The sequence below is a fragment of the Leptothoe kymatousa TAU-MAC 1615 genome (assembly GCF_018739865.1).
GTDB classification, from domain to species: Bacteria; Cyanobacteriota; Cyanobacteriia; order Phormidesmidales; family Phormidesmidaceae; genus Leptothoe; species Leptothoe kymatousa.
Map to the genome: position 1 here is coordinate 468,928 of NZ_JADOER010000004.1, position 15,748 is coordinate 484,675.

At 51.9% G+C, this 15,748-nt stretch carries 15 protein-coding genes; 7 read left to right on the forward strand and 8 right to left on the reverse strand.

The window, feature by feature from the left end:
• Nucleotides 1-78 precede the first annotated feature (78 nt).
• Nucleotides 79-1,041, forward strand: a complete 963-nt coding sequence (locus IXB28_RS04465) for a hypothetical protein (RefSeq protein ID WP_215617913.1) — start codon at nt 79-81, stop codon at nt 1,039-1,041.
• 24 nt (nt 1,042-1,065) lie between these two features.
• Here the strand turns inward: IXB28_RS04465 and IXB28_RS04470 are convergent, their stop codons facing one another.
• A complete protein-coding gene (locus IXB28_RS04470) occupies nt 1,066-1,854 on the reverse strand; it encodes an N-acetylmuramoyl-L-alanine amidase (RefSeq protein WP_215617336.1) in 789 nt (262 codons plus the stop codon).
• Between the two features lie 200 nt (nt 1,855-2,054).
• Nucleotides 2,055-2,708, reverse strand: coding sequence for a MotA/TolQ/ExbB proton channel family protein (locus IXB28_RS04475; RefSeq protein WP_215617337.1), 654 nt, complete (start codon nt 2,706-2,708; stop codon nt 2,055-2,057).
• Between the two features lie 628 nt (nt 2,709-3,336).
• Between IXB28_RS04475 and IXB28_RS04480 the strand changes: the two genes are divergently transcribed.
• Together IXB28_RS04480 and lptC are read left to right on the forward strand one after the other, a co-directional pair.
• Nucleotides 3,337-3,972, forward strand: a complete 636-nt coding sequence (locus tag IXB28_RS04480) for a LabA-like NYN domain-containing protein (protein WP_215617338.1) — start codon at nt 3,337-3,339, stop codon at nt 3,970-3,972.
• Nucleotides 3,973-4,130: 158 nt separating this feature from the next.
• Nucleotides 4,131-5,285, forward strand: a complete 1,155-nt coding sequence (gene lptC / locus IXB28_RS04485; protein WP_215617339.1) for an LPS export ABC transporter periplasmic protein LptC — start codon at nt 4,131-4,133, stop codon at nt 5,283-5,285.
• Here the strand turns inward: lptC and IXB28_RS04490 are convergent.
• Nucleotides 5,254-6,594: a D-alanyl-D-alanine carboxypeptidase gene (locus IXB28_RS04490; protein ID WP_326520948.1), complete on the reverse strand. Its 1,341-nt coding sequence runs from the start codon at nt 6,592-6,594 to the stop codon at nt 5,254-5,256. The two genes, lptC and IXB28_RS04490, sit on opposite strands and share 32 nt — an antisense overlap.
• Nucleotides 6,595-6,769: 175 nt before the next feature.
• Here IXB28_RS04490 and IXB28_RS04495 point away from each other — a divergent pair, with 175 nt between their 5' ends.
• From IXB28_RS04495 to IXB28_RS04505, 3 genes are all read left to right on the forward strand, one after another.
• Nucleotides 6,770-7,423 (forward strand): cofactor assembly of complex C subunit B, encoded by a 654-nt coding sequence (locus IXB28_RS04495; RefSeq protein WP_215617340.1) that lies wholly within the window; start codon nt 6,770-6,772, stop codon nt 7,421-7,423.
• Nucleotides 7,424-7,533: 110 nt separating this feature from the next.
• Complete coding sequence (locus IXB28_RS04500; RefSeq protein ID WP_215617341.1) at nt 7,534-7,803, forward strand: YciI family protein; 270 nt, start codon at nt 7,534-7,536, stop codon at nt 7,801-7,803.
• A gap of 230 nt (nt 7,804-8,033) precedes the next feature.
• Nucleotides 8,034-9,023 (forward strand): glycosyltransferase family 2 protein, encoded by a 990-nt coding sequence (locus IXB28_RS04505; protein ID WP_215617342.1) that lies wholly within the window; start codon nt 8,034-8,036, stop codon nt 9,021-9,023.
• On the opposite strand, the gene IXB28_RS04510 is transcribed toward IXB28_RS04505, so the two are convergent.
• The 3 genes from IXB28_RS04510 to IXB28_RS04520 all read right to left on the reverse strand — a co-directional run bounded on the left by IXB28_RS04510 (nt 9,020) and on the right by IXB28_RS04520 (nt 11,445).
• A complete protein-coding gene (locus tag IXB28_RS04510) occupies nt 9,020-9,427 on the reverse strand; it encodes a DUF4346 domain-containing protein (protein ID WP_215617343.1) in 408 nt (135 codons plus the stop codon). The genes IXB28_RS04505 and IXB28_RS04510 overlap by 4 nt on opposite strands.
• A 68-nt stretch (nt 9,428-9,495) precedes the next feature.
• Entirely contained in the window at nt 9,496-10,695 is a 1,200-nt protein-coding gene (locus IXB28_RS04515; RefSeq protein ID WP_215617344.1) for a GNAT family N-acetyltransferase, read from the reverse strand.
• Nucleotides 10,696-10,713: 18 nt separating this feature from the next.
• Nucleotides 10,714-11,445 carry a RibD family protein gene (locus IXB28_RS04520; RefSeq protein WP_215617345.1) on the reverse strand — a complete coding sequence of 244 codons (732 nt, stop codon included), beginning with the start codon at nt 11,443-11,445 and terminating at the stop codon, nt 10,714-10,716.
• 419 nt (nt 11,446-11,864) lie between these two features.
• On the opposite strand from IXB28_RS04520, the gene IXB28_RS04525 reads away from it, so the two are divergent.
• Complete coding sequence (locus tag IXB28_RS04525; protein ID WP_215617346.1) at nt 11,865-13,862, forward strand: sensor histidine kinase; 1,998 nt, start codon at nt 11,865-11,867, stop codon at nt 13,860-13,862.
• Nucleotides 13,863-13,879: 17 nt separating this feature from the next.
• Here the strand turns inward: IXB28_RS04525 and IXB28_RS04530 are convergent, their stop codons facing one another.
• Both IXB28_RS04530 and rnc read right to left on the reverse strand, forming a co-directional pair.
• A complete protein-coding gene (locus tag IXB28_RS04530) occupies nt 13,880-14,896 on the reverse strand; it encodes a Gfo/Idh/MocA family oxidoreductase (protein WP_215617347.1) in 1,017 nt (338 codons plus the stop codon).
• 33 nt (nt 14,897-14,929) lie between these two features.
• Entirely contained in the window at nt 14,930-15,691 is a 762-nt protein-coding gene (rnc, locus tag IXB28_RS04535) for a ribonuclease III (RefSeq protein WP_215617348.1), read from the reverse strand.
• Nucleotides 15,692-15,748 lie beyond the last annotated feature (57 nt).

The following is a 15,748-nucleotide window of genomic DNA, read 5'->3' on the forward strand; positions in this document are numbered from 1 at the left end:
GGGGGTTAGCAAGTGCAGCCCAACCTACGGCAATTTCCCATTTCCCATTTCCCGGTGGGCGGTGCCCACCCTACTTTTATGACTCCTGCCCGTTGTTCCCTGTCCATCATGGTGGCCCGCACCGACATTCCATTCATGATGGAAACGATCCCCCATTTGGTGCGCACGAGCCAATATCCTTTTGTGGAAAAGGTCTTATTTTTAGATACGGCACCCTTGACTGGGGATAAAGTGAATCGTCCCGGCATTGGCACCCTAGAACAGCTGCGGGAAAACTGCGCCCAGCTAATGTCCATGGGGGTGGTAGATCGCCTGGTGGATATGGACTATGACGATGCCTATCGCCGGCGGGTGTATAAAAAACATTTTGGCTCGGTGCCCAAACCCACCCACAACTGGAAGGGGTATCCCATCCTAGGCACAATTTTCTCCCTGGAAGAAACCGTGGGGGACTATGTGGTGCACTTTGACAGCGATATGCTGCAGTACCAAAAGCAGGGCCACAGTTGGATTACTGAGGGCATTGAGCTAATGGAAAAGCGGCCCGACGTGTTGTTTATCCGTCCCTTATCGGGACCGCCCAGGGCAGATGGCACAATGCACCAACGCGTGCCCTATGAGCAAGATCAGGGGTTCTATCGGTTTAAGTTTTTTGGCAGTCGGGCCTACTTGCTTAAAAAGCAAAGCTTTGATGCCTTTTTGCCCATCCCGGTGCTGTGGATGGACTATAAAAACGAGTGGCTAAAGCAGCTGCCTGCGCGGACGCTCACCTGGCTAAACTACTGGACCTCTCGGGGCAAGTTAGATTCTTGGGAGGTGATGATTTCCCGTGAGCTAGAGCGCACAAATGGCTGGCGTGCCACCCTGTCTAACCCCGATGCCTGGACGCTTCATCCCGTGGCCCGTGGCCAATACTATATTGCCGCCTTGCCCAGCATTATCCAATCCATTGAGCAAGGTGAATACCCTGCTGGCCAGGAAGGCTACTACGATTTAAACCTAGAACTTTGGCTCGAAAAGGTCAGCGCTGGCTCTTTGTAATCGTATGTTGGGGCTATAGTTGGCCTAGGCCTGCCGGTTTGGATACTGGTGTAAATCCTCTAGAAAATGGGGCCAGTTAAAGCTGCGGGGATCTTGACGAGACCCTGACCGATCCACCATGGCATGGGTCGTAATCCGCTCCTCTGGAATCGTAGTGCGGGCCAGGAGCCAGGCAAGGGACTGGTACTGGGCTTCAGTGTAGCCGCTGTGGCTGGGGGCATTGTTTTGCCCATCCGATGGCGTTACCAACGAGATGTGATAGGCAAAATTATTCACCGATGAGGCAAATTCTGGATTGGTAACCACGCTTTCTTGTCCATTGGCCCCGTCGAATACTGAGTTGCCAGCACCGTAGGCCCGTTTGTCGGGGGGCACCACATAAATTACGGTGCCGTCGCGGTCAATGATGGTGTGATAGCTGGACTGGTCCTCGTCCCGGGGGTGGTGGGTCTGAAATGTATTGATGGCGCTATTGGCACTCCAGACGGTTTCGTGGAGAACGGCAATATAGTCGTTGGTGAGGGGCTGCCCGTAGGCATCGATGGTGTAGCGATCGCCATAGTTCGATGGATCGGCCAGGGCCACTCGTTCGTTTGGGGTATAAGCGGGGCCGCTGTTGTCGGCGGCATAGATCAACTGACTGCCGGAGCGTTCTGGCTGGTTCGCTGGTTCGACCACCTCTGTAGGCGCGGCTACCACTTGGGGGGGGCCAAAAACTGCCTTATAGGTGGTGGCTAAAAAGATCGTGACCACCATGGCAAGGCAAAACGCTCCCACATAAATTCCAATTTTTACCCAACGACGATCGCCCATAAAACTTTCGATACCAGAACCTGATGGTGTGCAGACGCAGTAGCGATACCTAGATGGCCTGTGTAGCCATTAAGCAATGATACGTGCATCTTTTCTATTCTCTAGATTATTTATATTTTCTAGATTATTCTGTGCATCCCGACCGTAAAAGTAACCAAATACGCAAATTATCTAATTAACTTCTAGGGATTGGCCCAGTTTTAGTTATGGGTCAGCCCCTGACGGTTGGCAAATTGTCGGTAATAACGTCCGTAGGCGATTTCTAACTGGCCACCGTAGTCTGCGATCGCAGCGCGCTGCCGCCGATATAACCCCTGAAACGTATTCGCAAACAACAAGGTCACCATGGCCACCACTAACCCAACGGCCGTTGAAACCAAGGCTTCACCAATGCCCGCTGTCACTCCAGCCGCCTTGGCCGTACCCACATCGCCAATCTGTAACGATGACAGGGCACTAATCAGGCCCAAAATGGTGCCCAATAACCCTAACAAAGGTGCTAGCCCCACTACTGTTTCAAAGACCGTACTAAATCGCTTTAACAGTGGAATTTCAGCCTGGGCGGCACTTTCTAAGGCCAGCTTAAATTCATCCGGTGTCGCCTGGTCAAGGGATAACGCGGCCAAAAAAATCCGTACCATTGGCAGCGACTGCTCATCTTCCAGTTGCTGAATCGCGGGCTTCGGGTGCTGGGCATAGTCAACCAAAAAACGCTTCACCACCTGATCTTGCCGCCTATAGATTTGCCACCAAAATAAACTACGTTCCAAAATAAGTGCCACCACCAAAATGGACGCTGCCAGTAGGGGCCATACCACCACACCACCGGACGTAAATAATTTCGAAAATTCCACAAAATTGTTTCCTTTGATCTGGGTATGTGCGGTTGGGACATAGCAACGGACTAAATATATTTAGCAGATTTCACCGCCGCCGCCTTCTAAAACCTTTTAATTCACCGATGCTGTAAATAATTAGCGAAAACTTATGTTTTCACACTTTATTTAGTGATACTAATCTGCTTTTATCATCGTTTCAAGACATGTGGTTTTGTCTCGCAAAATAAATCCTTGTTAACTTATTTATTTATGGCTATAGATAGATGGCAAAAACGATTAATTTCACCTCAGATTTCCAATAGTCATGATCAAATTTTCTCAATTACATTTATTTCCCACTTCTTGAGAAGAAATTAAGTTACGGCTCCATGGCTTTCATCTCTAAAAGCCTCATGTATGATGAGGGTAATAGCATCAACTTTGAAGACATGCAGGTTTTTATTGGCCCGACAACCAACTATTTAAGGCACTTTAAAAGTATGTGTGGCAACTTGGTTTTTGGTTGGTTTTCTGTTGCTGATAGCCTTTGTAAACTCTTAGAGAATATCCCTCGCTCATCTGTGAATGCTGAGGGCTTATTTAAGGTCGATTTTAGCTACGTGTTTGGGACGTTAATCATAAATAAAACGGACAGGATTAAGTTATGTTGAATCACCGTAATACCCTTAGCCACGATCCCGGCTTTACCCCCGAGCAAGTATTAGAAAATCGCGGGAGAGTAGCGATTTTCATTGACGGTTCCAATTTATTTTACGCCGCACTCCAGCTTGGTATTGAAATCGACTACACCAAGCTCCTTTGCCGGCTGACAGCAGGGTCTCGCTTATTTCGTGCCTTTTTCTATACCGGTGTAGATAGAACCAACGAAAAGCAGCAGGGCTTTCTCCTGTGGATGCGTCGCAATGGCTATCGCGTAATTGCTAAAGATCTAGTGCAACTGCCCGATGGTTCCAAAAAAGCCAATTTAGACGTAGAAATTGCCGTTGATATGATGGCCTTGGTCGGGTGCTATGACACAGCGATTTTGGTCAGTGGCGATGGTGATTTAGCCTATGCCGTAGATGCTGCTAGCTATCGCGGTGTGCGTGTTGAGGTTGTTAGTCTCCGGTCTATGACCAGCGATAGCCTGATCAATGTGTCCGACCGCTATATCGATTTAGATACGGTGAAGGACGATATCAAAAAGACCAACCGTAGCCATAGCCATGGCTACACATATCGCCCATTGACCGGCTTAAATGTAATGGAAGAAGAGGAAGTCACTAGCGATCAGAGCTAGGCTCTGATAATCCGTTAGTATGGTCTGAAAAGTCGCTGGTCCTTGGTTTAATAACGTTTGTCAAAGCATCGATGAGCATTTTCTGTAAATCGATGCATGCGTTTCCTCGGCAACGGCAGTTTAGGCAACATACTTACTGGTGTGTAACGTGACCCCCCATGAGCAAATGGTATCGGTTTACAATAATTGCGGCTTTGATCGCTGTGATAGTTGTAGCCGTACGTACGTGTCAATCCTCGGGTGATACCTTAGAAAGCATTCAAAATCAGGAGCCTACCGAGCAAACTGAGCCGGAGTTAACCTTAAAAGATGTCACCCTAGAGCAGCCCGGTGAAAACGGTGGGCTGCTTTGGCGTGTTAAGGCTAAGGAAGCAACCTATAGCCCCGATCGGCGATTGGCCAGTTTAAAGTCGCCAGAAGGGGAGCTATTTCAAGATGGCAAGGTCATCTACAAAGTCAAGGCTGATCAGGGCGAGATTCGAGAAGATGGCAAATCTATTTTTCTCCAGGGCAATATCGTCGCGACTAGTCCGGATGAAGATATTGTTCTCAAGGGCAAGAGCCTAGAGTGGATTCCGGAAGACGATTTGCTCATGGTCAAGGACAGTATTGTTGGTGAGCACCCCCAGCTAAGTGCCACCGCCCAAGAGGCCCGGTTGTTTAATAAGACCAAGCGTCTGGAGCTTTTTGGAGGCGTGGTGGCTAACACCACCGAAGAACCATGGATGGGGTTTAAGTCTGACAAACTTGTGTTTTTGTTGGACGAAAACAAGCTGCAAACGGATGTCCCCGTGCAGATGGAACGCTATGTTGCCAAAAAGGATAAGACAGTCACAGATCGCCTAGTCGGTAATCAAGGAGAATTTGACCTCACCAAACAACAGGCTCTTCTCCAGCAGCAAGTGCAGATGAATGCCCTGAAGCTGCCTCTGCAAGCCAATAGTGACGAGGCCCTATGGGAGGTGGCAGACGGAATCGTCGTGCTGAAGCAGTCCGTCAAAATTGAGCACCCTAAGCGTAAACTAACGGCCAATGCGATGCAGGGGCGTCTAAATCTCGACAGTCAGATGTTGCTGCTTGATGGCAAGGTGCAGGCTGTTTCTAAGGATCGACAGTCGTTGTTGCTGGCCGATCAGCTAACTTGGAATATTCAAACTCAGGATGTGGATGGGAGGGGCAATGTTAGCTACAGTCAGCAAGACCCAGCCGCCACGGTAAACGGTGACCGAGCCGTTGGTAACCTGGAGCGTCAAACGGTAGTCGTCACGGGGAATAATGTTGTTACTGAGATTGTGCCGTTGGGGGTTGAATAAGCTCGTTGCGTTTAGGGTCGCCCAGCCTGTAGGGACCCTGGTTGAACTGTAGGGTGGCCTTAATCTGAGGGGGGACCTGGCTGGCTTTTGCCCATTGCTGTTCAATGCCTGCCAGTAGTCTATCCTGACGGGCACGTAGGGTTTCTAACCCCGAGCCATAGTTCACAATGGCAAACCAAACTAAATCTTTTTTTTCGGTGGGAAAGACTCCAGCTAAGGCGCTGACCACAGCTAAACTGCCGGTTTTAACCGATGCATTTTGGGGGATGGTGCGGTCAATCAGGGTGCCGACATCGGTGCCAGATACTGGAAACAGATCAGCAAAATTCAGGTTTTGCGTCTGTAGTTTGGTTTGGATAGCCTGCATCAGCACAATCACGGCGCGGGCAGATAGCTGATTGTCTTCTCCTAGGCCAGAGCCATTAACCAGGCTGATTTCCCCCGGAGCCACCCCGGTTTGTTCTGCAATTTTGACCACATTGGCCGGTCCACCCGCCAATGTCGCTACCATCTCTGCCATGACATTGTTGCTATAAATATTCATGGCTTTCAGGATGACCGCCAGGGGCAAGGATTTGTGGCGTACCAGCCAGCCCGATGCTTGGTCAATGGTGGGGCCCGCTGAGGCGAGCTGTACTTGGCCCTGGATTTTGAGCGTGGGTTTGGGGGTGCCAGGGGGGAGAGTGGCATATTGTTTGTCGACCTGCCAACCCCAGGTGGCCGAGTCCATGGCCTGTTTTAATAATTTGCCAGACTCCAACGGGTCTGTGTTGAAATTCATCACAAACCGGTCCACAACAATTAGGCTGCCTGTGACCCGTTGAATGCCTAGCTGTTGCAGAGTATTGCCCAAGGCAATGCCCTCTTCCCATACAAACAGTGGGTCGTAGGCTCCCTTGATAATTAAATCTCCTTGCAGAACGCCATTGGCGATGGTGCCGCGCCAGCCGATAAAGGTCTCGAACTGATGGTTAATGCCGTAGGTTTCTAAGGCCGCTAGGGTGGTCGCAATTTTGGTTAATGAAGCTGCGGGTAAGCGACGGGACTCTTTGTGGCGGGCCACTGGGTAACGCCCTGCATCGATGGCCACGCTCTGTTGTTCGGTGGAAAAGCCCAGGCTCGCTAAATCGGCGATGTAACCGTTGAGAATGTTTTCAATGGCGGGGTCAGCCGCCAAGCGTTGCTGCAGCCAGGGAGAGTCCCAGGTAGGGCGAATATCCACAGTGGCAATGTTGACGCTTTTGATCGGTTGCCAGGGGCGAGGGCCAATGAGTGCAGAAATAAAGGCTAGGGATAGAAGCCAGGTCACAGCAGAGTCGAGTCGTGGGGTTTAATGGCTAACGATACACCAGGAATTGTCCCAGGGGACCAGTTAATTAGCGGATTTTGAGTTGGTGATCATGGGGCAATGGTACGGTAAGCATGGCCCCCACATCGTTGAACGAATAGGCCCTTAAACCGGGGCGGCTCTTGGGAGAGAATGCATGGCTAAAGCAGATGAAAATCAGTGGTTGAGACGGTTGCCTTTGATCGTGGGCACCGTGGGCGGTACGCTGCTTATGCTGAATCGTTTGCTAACGCCTGTGGTGACTGACTCCCAAGCGCGGGCAGATGTTGTCGGTGTGTTTCTCAGTGCGATTTTAATTTTGACTACGTTGCTGTGGCGACAGATTCAGCCCATACCGCCAGAGGCCGTGGTGTTGGATGGCGAAGAGGGGTTTGAGCTGGCCGATGGGTTGGCGGATACTGTGGCGACTGAACTGGCCTGGGCTTCCCATCTGTTATTGACCAATACGGTAACGCGTTCATTGGTGGCCTATTACGATGGTCAGGTGTTGATGCGGCGAGGGGTGTTGGGGCCAAATAAGGAGGTGACCGTTGGGCCTATTTTGGAGCGTGCCCTCACCCAAAAGAAGCCGGTTTATTTGGTGAGTTTGAAGCTTTACCCTGGCAAGGTGGAGTTTAATTATTTGCCCGAAAATACCCAGGGGGTTATTTGTCAGCCCATGGGGGAGAAAGGGGTATTGATTTTAGGGGCTAACGCTCCCCGTAGCTATACTAAGCAGGATGAAAACTGGGTGGAAGGCGTTGCTGACAAGGTGGGTGCCAGTTTGGATGCTGCAGTCGTTATCCCATAGGGCTATGGGCGCTTTATCTAAGTATCCTGGCCATTGAAAAGTTTGCCATAGGGCACTGGTCGCTTTGTCTAGTATCCTGGCTATTGAAAAACAGACAGGGGGGAATCGCCATGGCGAAGTTTGTAATGTGGGGTAGCTATTGCGAGGATGCGTTGGAAAAGCGCACCCCCTACCGTGCGGATCACCTGGCAGGACTTGAGGCGCAGAAAGAAAAAGGGTTGTTGTTGTCTTTGGGGCCGACGACGGATAACGCTAAGGTGTTTGGGACCTATGAAGCTGCCGATGAGGCCACGGTGCGCCAGTTGGTGGAAAATGACCCCTATTGGCAAAATGGCATTTGGACCGAATATGAAGTGTATGGGTGGAACCAGGTGTTTTAGTTAGGCCTCCAAAAGCTCCATGGCGATGGGCCAGCATGGTGCAGGTTCCTTGTTTTTGAAAATTTTCCTTTGTGTAGGGGCGGATGTGTAGAGGTTGAGCTTTTTCAAATGTTTGAAGAGCGATCGCAAACTATGGTTCCTGCGTTAACCTGATCATTCATCAATTTTCAGGGACTATTCAGGGTGATATGTTTGACTATTATTGCTCTGCTCATTCTTCCCCCTCCCCCATGGCCATTCCTTCTAGCTCATTGTCCCAGCGTGGTAGTCGTTATGAGCTATCGGTGGTTGTGCCAATTTTCAACGAATATGAGAGCATTCCGCTGCTGGTGGAAAAAATCACCAAAGTGGCCCAGTTCATGGGAGTCACCTACGAACTCATCTGCGTCGATGACGGTTCCTCCGATGGCTCAGCGGATTTGCTCAAAGACATTGCCCGGGAACGCCACGATTTACGGGTGATTTTGCTGCGGCGCAACTATGGCCAAACCCCCGCCATGGCAGCAGGGTTTAACTACTCCAGAGGCCGCGTGATCGTTACCCTGGACGGCGACTTACAAAACGAACCCGAGGACATTGCCACGGTTTACAACAAGCTCCATGAGGGGTTTGACCTGGTGAGCGGTTGGCGCAAAAATCGCCAGGATAATGCGGTTACCCGGTTGTTGCCCTCCAAAATCGCCAACTGGCTAATTGCCAAAGTTACAGGGGTAAAGCTCCATGACTATGGCTGTTCTTTGAAAGCTTATAGTGCCGATGTGGTGAAGGATATGAACCTCTACGGTGAACTGCATCGGTTTTTGCCAGCGTTGGCCTATATCGAAGGTGCGCGCATTAGCGAAGTGCCCGTACGTCACCATGCGCGCCAGTTTGGCCAAAGCAAGTACGGATTAGGGCGCACCTTTCGAGTCGCCCTAGATTTGTTGACCATCTATTTCATGAAGACATTTCTGACTCGGCCGATGCATGTGTTTGGTCCCTTTGGGGCGATTTCAGTCATCAGCGGTGTGTTGTTGAGTTTGTATCTCGCCTTTGTGAAATTTATTCTCAACGCTGAAATTGGCAATCGCCCCCTGTTGTTATTGGCGGTGGTGTTGTTTATCTCAGGGATTCAGCTTTTAAGTGTGGGGCTCCTCGCTGAGCTGATGATGCGTACGTATCACGAGTCTCAAAAGCGCCCCATCTATCGGGTCAGAGAAGTGGTGGGCGGTAAGGTTTAATCCTGAATGTATTCGCCACCATTAATTAGGGCAATTTCCGCCCTGACAAACTCTCGCCCTAGGTAGGCGGCATGGTCCAGATAGCTAATGGGGCATGGGTTTTCTTTGTCTTCGAAGATTTTCATGCACAGTTCTTTGGCCGTGCGACCCTGGTAAATGCGAGTTTCTTGGCGGGGGGGGGCATTTTTCTTGGCGATTAAGGGTTTCCCTGTTTCTGGATCGCAGGCCACCCCTTTGTCGTTAATCACGTTGGTGAAATGCTTGGCGCAGATTAAGGCTTGCTCCGGATCGAGATAAATCAAGAAATAGCCGTTGGGGTCGAGTTCAATGAAGCGTTTGGACAGTTTATCGTCCAAGGCTTTCAGGGCAACGGTCGTGGGATGAATATTTGGGCGAGTGGTCATGGTAGTAGCAAGCGGCCCAGGCGAGGCCAGAAAGTGAGCACATATTTTACCTTGGGATATCTATGATTTCACTTGCCTGGATCCTCAGCCACCAGTGGTTTGAGGGGTAAATCGGCATTGATGGCGTTAATTTCTTGGTTTTCGACGGTGTTGATCCGGTCGATGTAGTTGTCCAGCACCTGGGCTAGGGCAGGATGGTAAAACTTGTGCAGGCTGTGGTTTGGGGCCGCTGGGAACCCTCGTCGTTTTTTGTGGCGGCCACCGGCACCGGGGTCAAATAGCTGAATGCCGTTGGCAATGGCCCAGTCGATGGGCTCGTAGTAGCAGGCGTTGAAGTGCAGGTGGTTATAGTCTTCGAAGGCTCCCCAGTAGCGGCCATACAGACGGTCGCCCTTGGTGAGGCAAAAGGACATGCCCACGGGGTCGTTGCTGTCGTCGACATAGGCGGCAAAGACTACGGTGCGATCGCAATACCCCGGATGCAGCTGTTGAAAAAACTGACGAGTCAGATACTTACTACCCCACCAGCCAAACTTATCGCAGGTGTCGCTATAAAAGTCGTATACCAGGTTGCACAGCTGGTCCGACAGCCCAGCGCCGGTGTGCACCTCAAAATGTAACCCGGCCTTGGTGACCGATTTGCGTTCACGCTTAATATTGCGTCGCTGGTTGGCATTAAACCGAGCCAGATAATCATCAAATGTGGCGTAGCCCTCATTCTTCCAAATGTAGCTATGGTGCAGCCATTTATGAAAACCCAAAGATTCCAGTAACCTGCGCCAGTCTGGATCGGCATACAAAAAATGGCAGCCAGAAATTTGATTTTGCAAACAAAATTGATCGATGGCCGATACCATCACCTGGGTCAGGGTGGCCTCATCTTCTCCATCCGCAATTAAAAATCGATACCCCTCTGCTGGGGTAAAGGGCGACATGCCAAGCAGTTTCGGATAATACTCAATCCCCAATTGCTCCGCTAGGTCGGCCCACTGGTGGTCAAACACAAACTCACCCCGGCTGTGGCCTTTGAGGTAAAGCGGAGCGGCGGCCACTAGCCGATCTTTGCACCACACCGTTAAATGATTGGGCAACCAGCCTGTTTGGGCGCGAGTGCTACCAGACGTCTCCATCGAATTTAGCCAAAACCACTCAAAGAATGGAGTCTTGAGGGGTTTTGCCATGGCATCCCAATCGGCGATGGGTAGGTCCGCCATGTGGTTGACCCAACGCAGTGAATAGTCGGTTAGTAACTCAGCAGTTATCCCCATGGCTAGCCTATTGGTTCACTACGGTAATGTAGCGCGTTGTCTACGGTAATGCAGAAACACCTCATCGTCGATGGTTTTGTGCCCAACTAAGGTCAATCGCGGGGCGTCTTGCAGCGAAAACCCCGAACCATCGCAGGGGGTAGGCGCTGTTTGCCCGCCAATAATAAGTGGGCAAATGGTTAACCGCAGCTCATCGATCAGATCATGGGCCATCAGGTCGGCCACTAGCTGCCCGCCGCCCATAATTAGCAGATGATGGATCCGTCGGGTTTTTAGCTCAGCAAAAATGGTGGGCCAATGGAAGCGCTCCTCGGTCCCCTGGTGGGGGGCAGTCCACACCCGTTCAAACTGCTGTTGCCCTTGCCATCCCTGACTCCCAGCTGCGGTTGTCAAAAGCCATCGCGGTACCGGTTGCCGAAAAAATGGAATGTCCGGCGGCAGCTGTCCGGAGGGTGAACAGACAATGTGAATCGGTTGGGGGGGCCGCTGTTGCCGGTGTCTTATGGCCAAAAGGGATGTATCTTTCACCAAGGCTGTGGTGCCATAGGCCCGCAGTGTGGCGGCACCGAATAAGGTAGCATCGGCATCAGCCACCCAGGTTTCCAGGTGCCGTTTATCCGCTGCTGAAGGAAACCGAGCGGCTGTGCGATGGGCGTCGCTAATTTTGCCATCAGCGCTCATGGCTAGAATAGCGGTTGCAAAGGGCCGAGATTTGGCCTGGGAGCTAGCTAGGCAAGCGGGCGATGGCATGTTCTGAAGTTAGTGTGAAATCCTGCTAAATATCTACTTCCATAGAATTAAATTACCTTTGGCAAGGCTTCATCTATGTAAGTGATGTTTCAACTTTTGGTGGTGTGGCCGGTAGGTAGGTGAAACCAGTCGATAAACTAGTTGAGTGTTAATACCGGTATCAGTGATAACACAACGATCGGAACTACGGTCATTGCTAAAGCGAACATCGGTAGATGGTGGTTTCCCCGTAGGGATAACATCGAAGGAGTGTGATTCAATTTCGATTGGTCTATTGTGTGGTCGAACCTATAGTCGGCCCTAGGATTCATTCGACGATATCAGCATCACTTTTGTTGGTATTGGCTGCCCTTTACATCCATTCAGTTTTCCGTTTCCTGTTGAAATTAACGACAGTTTTCCTAAGTTGTTAGCGGTTTATGGCTAAGCGTCCCCTTTCATTTCGCCGGTTATTGATACTGCGTATCTTGCTGTTGAGTACACCGATCCTACTCATCGGTCAGGCGATTACCCTACGCAAGGCCCGTAGCAGCTTGCTAGAAACGGCCCGGCAAAATTTAACCAGCAGTGCCATTAATAAGGCCACTGGGTTACAGGAGAGCGTTCGGGCGGTGGAGTCCGAAATGCTACTTTTGGCCGACAGTCAGGCACTGAAGGTGGGAGACACCAATGCTGTGTCCGATGCCCTCAGTCGGTATTCTAAGGTGGCTTCCCACACGGTGGTGTGCCTGGAGCTAACGGAGGCAGAAACCGGAACGGTGATTTCCACCACCTGCAGCACCCCGCTATTGCCCACCCCCCTACAACTACCGTGGCAGCAAGAGCCAACGGGCAATCCAGACTTTTATTTAGTGGACCTAGACAGTCCCCGGGAGGGTGGGTCAACCTTTACCCGAGATACCTACGAAGAGCCGGGGATGCGCCCGTCGCTGCTGGATTTGATTGTGGCCGCCCCGATTTACAATCCCGAGGGGGAGCTGCGCTATACCCTATCGGCCCAGCTCGGCTTTACCCAATTAGAAGACACCAACCCCCGATCCTTGGTGGGTAAAACGGTCATCATTGACCCCAATGGCATTGTGGTGACCCATCCCAATCCTGACCTGGTGGGTCTCTCAGCGGTGGACGATCTCCACGGTAGCGATCGCTTTGAGAGCATCATCAGCAGCATTCGGGTAGGCAATGCGGATACGCTGCACCTGTTTGGTTTATTAGAGGGGGGCGATGAGTGGTTGGCGGGGTATAGCGGTGCTGAGCTGCCTGTCTCCACATCCCAAACCCAAACCTGGAATGTGCTGGCGGTGACCCCCATTAATCAGGCGCTCCACGCCCTGGGTGAAATTCGATTTATTTTACTGCTGCTTACCCTGGGCCTATTGGCTGCCAATGCGTTGCTGGCGCTCTATGTGGCCCGTAGTTTGTCTTTACCGGTGGAACGCTTGATCCATTACACCCAGCAGGTGCAAGATCTATCGTCTGAGGTGAAAACGGCCCCCACCACCCACAATATTTGGGAATTGGACTATTTGGGCAAGGTGCTAGAGCGGATGCTGCGGCGTTTGGAAGGCGGCGCTCAGGAACTGCGCCAGGCTTGGGAAAATGCCCAAATGGCTAACCAGCTCAAGAATGAGTTTTTGGCCACCACCTCCCACGAGCTCCGCACTCCTTTGAACGCGATCCTTGGCTGTATTCGGCTAGTGCGCGATGGCTCCTGCGATGACCGTGAAGAGGAACTGGAATTTCTTGAGCGAGCCGATAATGCGGCCATTCACCTGCTGAAAATCATTAACGATATTTTGGATATTGCCAAAATTGAGTCGGGTACGGTCAGTCTCGATTTAGAGACCGTTAATCTGGATAAGATCGTCCAAGATGTCTTGGATATGCAGGGGCTGCAGATTCAGCAAAAGGGCCTCACACTGCATCGCCCTGAGCATACCCAGGAAACCTGGGTGAAAGGTGATGCGGATAAGCTCAAGCAGGTGCTGCTGAACATTGTGTACAACGCCATTAAGTTCACCCACGAGGGCAGCATTACGGCCACGGTGGAGGTGGTCCAGGCTGGGGAAGAGACGGAGGAATCACCGCCGATACCGGCACCGCGAGTCAGTGTGACCATTGCTGATACGGGCATTGGCATTGACCCTAAGGATCAAAAAAAGCTGTTCCATCCCTTTGTGATGGTGGATGGCAGCCGCACCCGCAGCTACGAGGGTACGGGGCTAGGACTGGCGATTTCCAAGAATTTTATGAAGCTGATGGAGGGCAATATTACCCTCTACAGTGCTGGAGAAGACCAGGGAACGTCCGTGACCTTGAGTTTGCCGCTGTTGGCCAATCCTGATGTGACCGGAGTGGATGCTGACAACGGGGATGGGGAAGTTCCGGTGTTGGTTTCCCAGCAGGCCGAAGGCTAGTGTAGCCGCTGCTGTCGTTATTGATTCAGGTCAATCCAGCTGCCTTGCTGCCCTAAGGATTGGGATAGTGCTTCTAAAACGGCCACCAGTTGGGTGCCCACATGGCCTGAGGAAATGGGGCAGGGCTGATTGGTGAGGGTGCTATTGACGAAGTGCTGACACATGGTGGCCAGGGGTTCTTGGTCGGGAACTGCCAGGGAAACGGTCTCTAGATTCTGGGGGTGAAACGTTTCTGGGGCGGGGTGACCCCGCTGGAGGGTGAGGGGGGAGCTGGCTTGCATTTCATCAAAGATCAGGCTGCCGCGATCGCACACCATCGAAACCTGTCGCTGCTTGTGGGTATTGGCCCAGGACACATGGATGGTGGCTTCAAATCCGCTGGCATAGTGCAGGCGACACCACACCACATCGGCTAAGGCCTGGGGCCGTTGCAACCATTGCAACCCATGGGCCTGCACCCGAGTGGGACTGTCCCCGAGCCAATGGTTAAAAATAGCAATGTCATGGATGGCTAGATCCCAGAGGGCATCCACATCATGGCGGACTGGTCCTAAATTCGTGCGAGAGGCATAGCCGTAGCGGGGCGTTGCTAGCTGGTCCAGATGATTTTTAGCCGTGATGACGGCGGGATGAAACAGATAGGTGTGGTCGATAAATAGCTGGCGATTTTGTTGCTGGGCCAGCTGACATAGTTTGCTAGACGTTGCCCCGGTGAGGGTGAGGGGTTTTTCGCACAGCACATGGAGCTGCCGTTCCAGGGCCGCCGTCACAATGGCCTCGTGGGTGGTGGCGGGGGTGGCCACGGCGATGGCCGTTAACCCGTCAAGGCTGAGGGCCTCTTGCCAATGGTCCAGCAGGGCAATGGATTGATCTAGGTTGAATTTTTCAGCGATGGCCGCTCGCTGCTGGGGCCGAGGATCGACAATGGCCCGCACCTGAATTTGAGGATGGGCCAAAAAATTGCGCAGCAGATGGGTGCCCCAGCGACCCACCCCCATGAGTGCCAGCTGAATTTGCTCGGTTTTTGGCTCCATCCTGTTTATTCCTCTAAGGCGTTTCCCCGCTGCCTACCCTGGAGTAATGAGTGGTTCTAGCTGTTGATAGGCTTCCTGGGCGGCACGCTGTTCAGCTTGTTTAATCGATGGTCCTTTGCCATCTCCCCACAGTTTGCCCTGATATTCCACCTGGGCATAAAACCGCTCTGGATCGCCATGGCTCTGGCTAATTTCTGAGACGGTATAGTTGGGCAATTGTTTGCTGTGGGCCTGGGTTAGTTCCTGTAGGGCGGCCTTATAGTTTTGGCGGGCGGGGTCGTTTTTGATGGTGTGGGTGAGCCGTTCAAAATGGATATCTAGCCAGGGGCGAATCATGCTCAAGTCGTGGGTGCTCAGGTAAAGCGCTCCCAGCACCGCTTCAAAGGCATCCGCTAAACGGGAACTGCGTCCGGCCCGATCCCCAGCGGCACTAGATGATATTTGCAGGTAGCGGTCGAAGTTATGGTCTCGGGCCAGGATGGCGAGGGTGCGATCGCTGACGAGCTGAGAGCGCACAGCGGCCATATCTCCCACGGACATGTGGGCCTGGGTTTCTTGCAAAAATTCTGCCGCCGCCAGTCGCAGAGCCGCATCGCCCAAAAACTCTAAAACCTCGTTATTGTGGTCAGCGGATCGAGAAATATCTACCAGCGCCTGATGTAGCAAGTCCCAGCGAATGGATGCACTTTCTGATATGCCTAAATTAGCGATTAACGCTGCCAACTCTTGCCTTCGTCGCGGATCCGCCTCCATTGCCATTTGCCTATTGCCATTTACCCGTTGGCCAGTTGCCATGCACCACTATTCGGTGGGAATTGCCCACCCTCCTCATAATCATAAATAGACGCGTTG